Raw genomic sequence first — 5,590 nt, 5'->3', positions numbered from 1 at the left:
GCATCCCAGCCCGGTGCCCCATTGCGATGTGGTGACCACCACCACCCACAAGACTCTGCGCGGACCCCGCGGTGGCCTGATTCTCTGTCGCGATGCGGAGTTCGCCAAGAAGTTCGATAAGGCCGTGTTCCCCGGCAGTCAGGGCGGTCCCTTGGAGCACGTGATCGCTGCCAAGGCTGTGGCCTTCGGTGAAGCGTTGCAGCCTTCGTTCAAGGCCTATAGCCAGCAGGTGGTTGCCAACGCGGCAGCCCTCGCTGAACAGCTGATGGCACACGGCATCGATGTTGTCAGCGGCGGCACCGATAACCACGTGGTGCTGCTGGATCTGCGGGGCATCGGCATGACGGGGAAAGTGGCTGATCTGTTAGTGAGTGATGTGCACATCACCGCGAATAAGAACACCGTTCCCTTCGATCCCGAATCGCCCTTCATCACCAGTGGCCTGCGGCTGGGAACTGCTGCGCTCACCACCCGTGGTTTTGATGCGCAGGCCTTCCGTGAAGTCGCTGATGTGATTGCCGACCGTCTTCTCAATCCTGACGATGATGCGATTCACCAGCGTTGCCTCGACCAGGTGGCCGCTCTCTGTGAGCGCTTCCCTCTCTACGCCGACAGCAAGCAGCCGGTCTTGGCCTGAGGCTTGGCTTTGGCTCTCGAACGGGCCTGGGCGGTGCCTGGTTGAACGGTTGCAGGCTCTTAGGATTCGGAGACTCCTTCTGACCGGGGGATCGTCTCTTTTCTGGAGCCTGCGTGAACCTCTTGGCCAGCCCTATTGCGGTCGCCTCGGTCAGCTTTCTTCTGGCCGTGGTGACCACCATGGTGCTAGTGCCCCAAGTGCGCCGGCTGGGTTTGCACTTCGGGTGGACCGATCAACCGGATGAGCGCAAGCAGCACATCACCCCTATAGTGAGGCTGGGGGGCATTGCCATGGTGCTGGGTTTTGCCCTGGCTTTGGCGGCGGTGTGGTCCATGGGGGGCTTCGGTTTGCTGGCCCCAGCCAGGGATCAACTGATCTGGAGCACCCTGGCCGGTTCGCTCTGCTTTTTTCTAATTGGCCTGACGGACGACCTCTTCGCCCTCTCCCCCTGGCCGCGGCTGGCTGGACAAGTCGCCGTGGCTTGTGCGGTGTGGAGCCAGGGCGTTCGGATTGGAGCGATAGATCTTCCCTGGCTCACTGCTTCAGCCGGTCCGATTGCTCTGCCCGACACCCTCAGCCTGCTGGCCACTGTTGTTTGGCTGGTGGGAATCACTAACGCCATCAACTGGCTGGATGGCCTTGATGGCCTTGCTGCGGGAGTGGCTGGCATTGCCGCTGTCGGGCTGGTGTCCGTGAGCTTTTCGCTGCATCAGGTGGCCGCTGGATTCCTCGCCGCAGCGCTGGCGGGCTGCTGCCTCGGCTTCCTGCGGCACAACTTCAACCCCGCCCGCATCTTCATGGGGGATGGGGGCTCGTACTTCCTTGGCTTCACCCTCGCTGCCGTGAGCATCGTGGGACCCGCCAAGGGGCTCACGACGGTGAGCCTGCTGCTTCCGCTGCTGATTCTCTCGCTGCCTCTGGCCGACATGTCGGCCGTGATCATGGGCCGTCTGCGGGAAGGCCGTTCCCCCTTCTATCCCGACCGCCGTCACCTCCATCACCGACTGTTGCGTGCTGGGTTCAGTCACCGACGCACGGTGCTGTTGATCTACGTCTTCACCCAGTGGCTGGCTGCCCTGGCCCTGGTGGTGGCCAATGCTGAAATGCGTTTCCTCTGGCTGGCCGTGGCCACCGCCATCCTTGTGGCCACGGTGGTGATCAGCCGTCGCCAGCTGCAGCACGAGCAGGCTCTCTTGAACACCAACCCCTGTTCTACCCCTGTTGATCCCGCTGCCCTTGGCGAACCGCGTGGCTAAATCGGGCGTTGAAATCCTGTGCGTGGGCACAGAGCTGTTGTTGGGGGACATCCTCAATGGCAATGCCCGATGGATTGCAGAACAGTTGGCGGGCCTGGGGCTGCCGCATTACCGCCAAACCGTTGTTGGCGACAACAAAGACCGCTTGATCTCCGCTGTGCGCGAGGCATCGCAGCGCTGCAGGGTTCTGGTGACGACCGGAGGTTTGGGCCCGACTCCCGATGACCTCACCACCGAGGCCCTGGCCGCTGCTTTCGAGACTCCCCTGGAGGAGAGGCCCGAGCTCTGGCTGGAGATCCAGCGGAAGTTATCGGCCGGTGGCCGGTCGGTGGCTCCCAGCAACCGCAGCCAGGCTTATCTCCCCCGTGGGGCAGAGGTTCTTCCCAATCCAAAGGGGTCGGCACCGGGAATGATCTGGTCGCCCCGGCCTAATTTCACGATCCTCACCTTCCCGGGGGTGCCTGCGGAAATGCGGCCGATGTGGACGGAAACGGCCGCCTCCTGGCTTCAAGCCAATGTTGGAGCTTACGGTGTGTTTGTGAGCCGTCAGCTCCGCTTCAGCGGCATTGGTGAATCCGATTTGGCGGAGTGCGTTGCCGATTTATTGGCGTCCACCAACCCAACGGTGGCGCCCTATGCCTCCCTAGGCGATGTGAAATTGCGGCTCACGGCCTGTGCGCCCACTGCCGATGCCGCTGGTCAGCTGTTGGTGCCGCTGGAAGCTGAGCTGCGCCGTCGCACGGGGAACCACTGCTACGGCGTCGATGAGGACAGCCTCGCGTCGGTGGTGATCGACCTGCTCAAGCAACGGCACCAGACGATGGCGGTGGCGGAGTCCTGCACCGGTGGTGGATTGGCGGCAGCCCTCACGGCTGTTCCAGACTCCTCATCTGTTTTCCAGGGTGGCGTCGTCGCTTACAGCAATGCGGTGAAACAGGCGTTGCTTGGGGTGTCGCCGGAGGTACTCACTGGCCATGGTGCTGTTTCCCAGCCTGTGGTCGAGGCGATGGCTCGAGCAGTCCGGAAGCGCCTGAATTGCGACTGGGCGATCGCTGTAAGCGGTATCGCCGGCCCTGGCGGTGGTAGTGCTGAAAAGCCGGTGGGCTTGGTGCACCTGGCCTTGGCTGGTCCCGATGGCTGTGAGGCCTGGGTGCAGCATTTCGGTGAGCGGCGGGGTCGGGAGGCCATTCAGAGGATGAGCGTGATCCGCGGCTTGGACCGTTTGCGTCTTCGCTTACTCGCTCAGGTTTAGGGTCGACGGCTACTGCGGCTGAACTGTTGAGTTCCGGCACCCTCTACGACAAGGTGTGGGACCTGCATCGGGTGGCGGAGCTCCCCGGCGGATCCACCCAACTGTTTGTCGGTCTGCATCTGATCCATGAGGTCACCAGTCCTCAGGCCTTCTCGGCTTTGAAGGACAAGGGCCTGACGGTGCGCTGCCCTGAGCGCACGGTGGCCACGGTGGACCACATCGTTCCGACCACCTCTCAGCAACGGCCGTTCGCCGATCCGTTGGCGGAGGAGATGCTCAGCACTTTGGAGCGGAACTGCCAGGAGCACGGCATCCCTCTGAACAACATCGGCAGCGGCCGGCAGGGCATCGTTCACGTGATTGCCCCGGAGCTGGGACTGACCCAGCCGGGCATGACGGTGGCTTGCGGTGATTCCCACACCTCCACCCATGGAGCCTTCGGGGCGATCGCCTTTGGGATCGGCACGAGTCAGGTGCGCGATGTGTTGGCCAGCCAGAGCCTGGCCATGAACAAGCTCAAGGTGCGCCGGATTCAGGTGAATGACCTTCTTGCTGCGGGCGTGTCGGCGAAGGATCTGATCCTGCATGTGATTCGCCACCTTGGTGTGAAGGGCGGTGTTGGCTATGCCTACGAGTTCGCCGGCTCTGCCATCGAGGCGTTGTCGATGGAAGAGCGGATGACCCTCTGCAACATGGCGATCGAGGGGGGAGCCCGATGCGGTTACGTCAATCCGGATCAGGTCACCTTTGAGTATCTGAAAGGTCGCCCCCATGCCCCCGAGAGTGAGGCTTGGAGCCGCGCTGTCGCCTGGTGGAGCTCCCTGGCCACTGATTCCGACGCAACGGTCGATGACGAGGTGGTGTTCGATGCCGCTGCGATTCCACCCACGGTGACCTGGGGCATTACCCCCGGCCAGGGACTGGGGATCGATGAAATGGTGCCCAGCCTTGATCAACTGGATCCAGGCGAGCGCCCGATTGCGGAGGAGGCCTACCGCTACATGGATCTCCAGCCGGGAACGGCCATTGCTGGGGTGCCTGTGGATGTTTGTTTCATCGGCAGCTGCACTAATGGTCGTCTAAGCGATCTGCGTGCGGCTGCCGACGTGGCCCGCGGGCGCCAGGTGGCTGAAGGCATCAAGGCATTTGTGGTTCCCGGCTCGGAGCAGGTGGCGAAGGCTGCTGAAGCGGAAGGGCTGGATGTGGTGTTCCGTGCCGCAGGCTTTGAGTGGCGGGAGCCCGGCTGCTCGATGTGTCTGGCGATGAATCCGGATCGGCTGGAGGGGTGCCAGATCAGCGCCAGCTCCAGCAATCGCAATTTCAAGGGTCGGCAGGGATCGGCCAGTGGCCGGACGTTGTTGATGAGTCCAGCAATGGTGGCCGCAGCTGCCGTTAACGGTCGTGTGACCGATGTCCGTACTTTGATTTCTCCGTTTGCATCGTGATGGCTCTTTTTCCGACGGGTCTGATTCAACAGGTGAGTGGAACGGCCATCGCCATCCCCGGTGAAGACATCGACACGGATCGCATCATTCCGGCACGGTTCCTCAAATGCGTCAGTTTCGAGGCGTTGGGCGACCAGGTGTTTGCCGACGACCGTCTCGAACTCTCCGGTGAGCATCCCTTTGATCAGGCCCGTTATCAGGGGGCCTCTATCCTTGTGGTGAACGGTAATTTCGGCTGCGGTTCCAGCCGTGAGCATGCACCTCAGGCGTTGATGCGCTGGGGAATCCGCGCGCTGGTTGGGGTCAGTTTTGCCGAGATCTTCTACGGGAACTGCCTCGCCCTTGGCATTCCCTGTGCAATGGCGGCCCCGGAGCAGATCAAGGCGATTCAGGCGCAGGTGGATCGCGAGCCGGAATGCTCCTGGAGTCTGGATCTCGCCGGTTTGCAACTGACTTCAGCGGAGTTCAGCTGGCCAGTGTCGATCGATCCCGGTCCTCTGGACATGCTGCGCAGCGGTCGTTGGGATGCGACGTCCCAGCTCCTGGACCGTGGCCCCCAGGTTGCGGAATTGATGCAAATACTGCCCTACATCAACCAGTTCACCACCAAGTAACAGTCAAGCGCGACTCCTGTGTCTATGAAAGAGATAGGAGTCGCGCTTGGAGGTTAGATCTCAATGGCCCATTCGCTTTTGCGGTTGTTGTTGCCGCTGTTGGTTGTCGCTGGTGTGGCTCCTTCTGGGGCCGTGCCGCTTCAGGTGCAGCCCCATGATCCGTTGGATCGCAGCTGTCCTGGCTGTGATCTCCGCCAGGCTGATTTCCGTCAGGCCCATCTCATCGGTGCTGATTTTCGGGGCAGTGATCTGCGCGGTGCCGATCTGCGGGAGGCGAATCTGGAAGGTGCTGACCTGACGGGAGCGTTGCTGGAAGGTGCTGACCTGCGGGGAGCGAACCTCACCAATGCGGAGCTGGCCGGCGTGGACCTGCGCAATGCCGATCT

Annotated in this window: 5 protein-coding genes and 1 pseudogene; all 6 read left to right on the top strand. The window is 62.2% G+C overall.

Annotated features, from left to right (window positions below):
- Nucleotides 1–637, top strand: a pseudogene (gene glyA, locus ACGVJ8_RS07765) (serine hydroxymethyltransferase); the annotation flags it as partial.
- 113 nt (nucleotides 638–750) lie between these two features.
- Nucleotides 751–1,893: an MraY family glycosyltransferase gene (locus ACGVJ8_RS07760; protein ID WP_392346963.1), complete on the top strand. Its 1,143-nt coding sequence runs from the start codon at nucleotides 751–753 to the stop codon at nucleotides 1,891–1,893.
- On the top strand, nucleotides 1,886–3,145 hold the full coding sequence (locus ACGVJ8_RS07755) for a competence/damage-inducible protein A (RefSeq protein ID WP_392346961.1): 1,260 nt from the start codon (nucleotides 1,886–1,888) through the stop codon (nucleotides 3,143–3,145). Before ACGVJ8_RS07760 ends, ACGVJ8_RS07755 begins: the two co-directional genes overlap by 8 nt.
- A 26-nt stretch (nucleotides 3,146–3,171) precedes the next feature.
- Nucleotides 3,172–4,590 carry a 3-isopropylmalate dehydratase large subunit gene (gene leuC / locus ACGVJ8_RS07750; protein WP_392346959.1) on the top strand — a complete coding sequence of 473 codons (1,419 nt, stop codon included), beginning with the start codon at nucleotides 3,172–3,174 and terminating at the stop codon, nucleotides 4,588–4,590.
- Nucleotides 4,590–5,204, top strand: coding sequence for a 3-isopropylmalate dehydratase small subunit 2 (locus tag ACGVJ8_RS07745; RefSeq protein WP_392346957.1), 615 nt, complete (start codon nucleotides 4,590–4,592; stop codon nucleotides 5,202–5,204). The genes leuC and ACGVJ8_RS07745 overlap by 1 nt, the downstream gene beginning before the upstream one ends.
- Before the next feature lie 63 nt (nucleotides 5,205–5,267).
- On the top strand, nucleotides 5,268–5,590 hold a 323-nt coding region (locus ACGVJ8_RS07740), incomplete at its 3' end, for a pentapeptide repeat-containing protein (protein ID WP_392346955.1).

This window comes from Parasynechococcus sp. (assembly GCF_042954245.1).
In the GTDB taxonomy this organism is placed as follows: Bacteria; Cyanobacteriota; Cyanobacteriia; order PCC-6307; family Cyanobiaceae; genus Parasynechococcus.
The sequence above is the reverse complement of the archived record's forward strand: the minus strand, read 5'-3'. Positions and strand labels throughout refer to the sequence as shown.

What these genes read in the sequence shown, in the direction of transcription:
- ACGVJ8_RS07745 (WP_392346957.1), top strand. Translation starts at nt 4,590, where the DNA reads ATGGCTCTTTTTCCGACGGGTCTGATTCAACAGGTGAGTGGAACGGCC.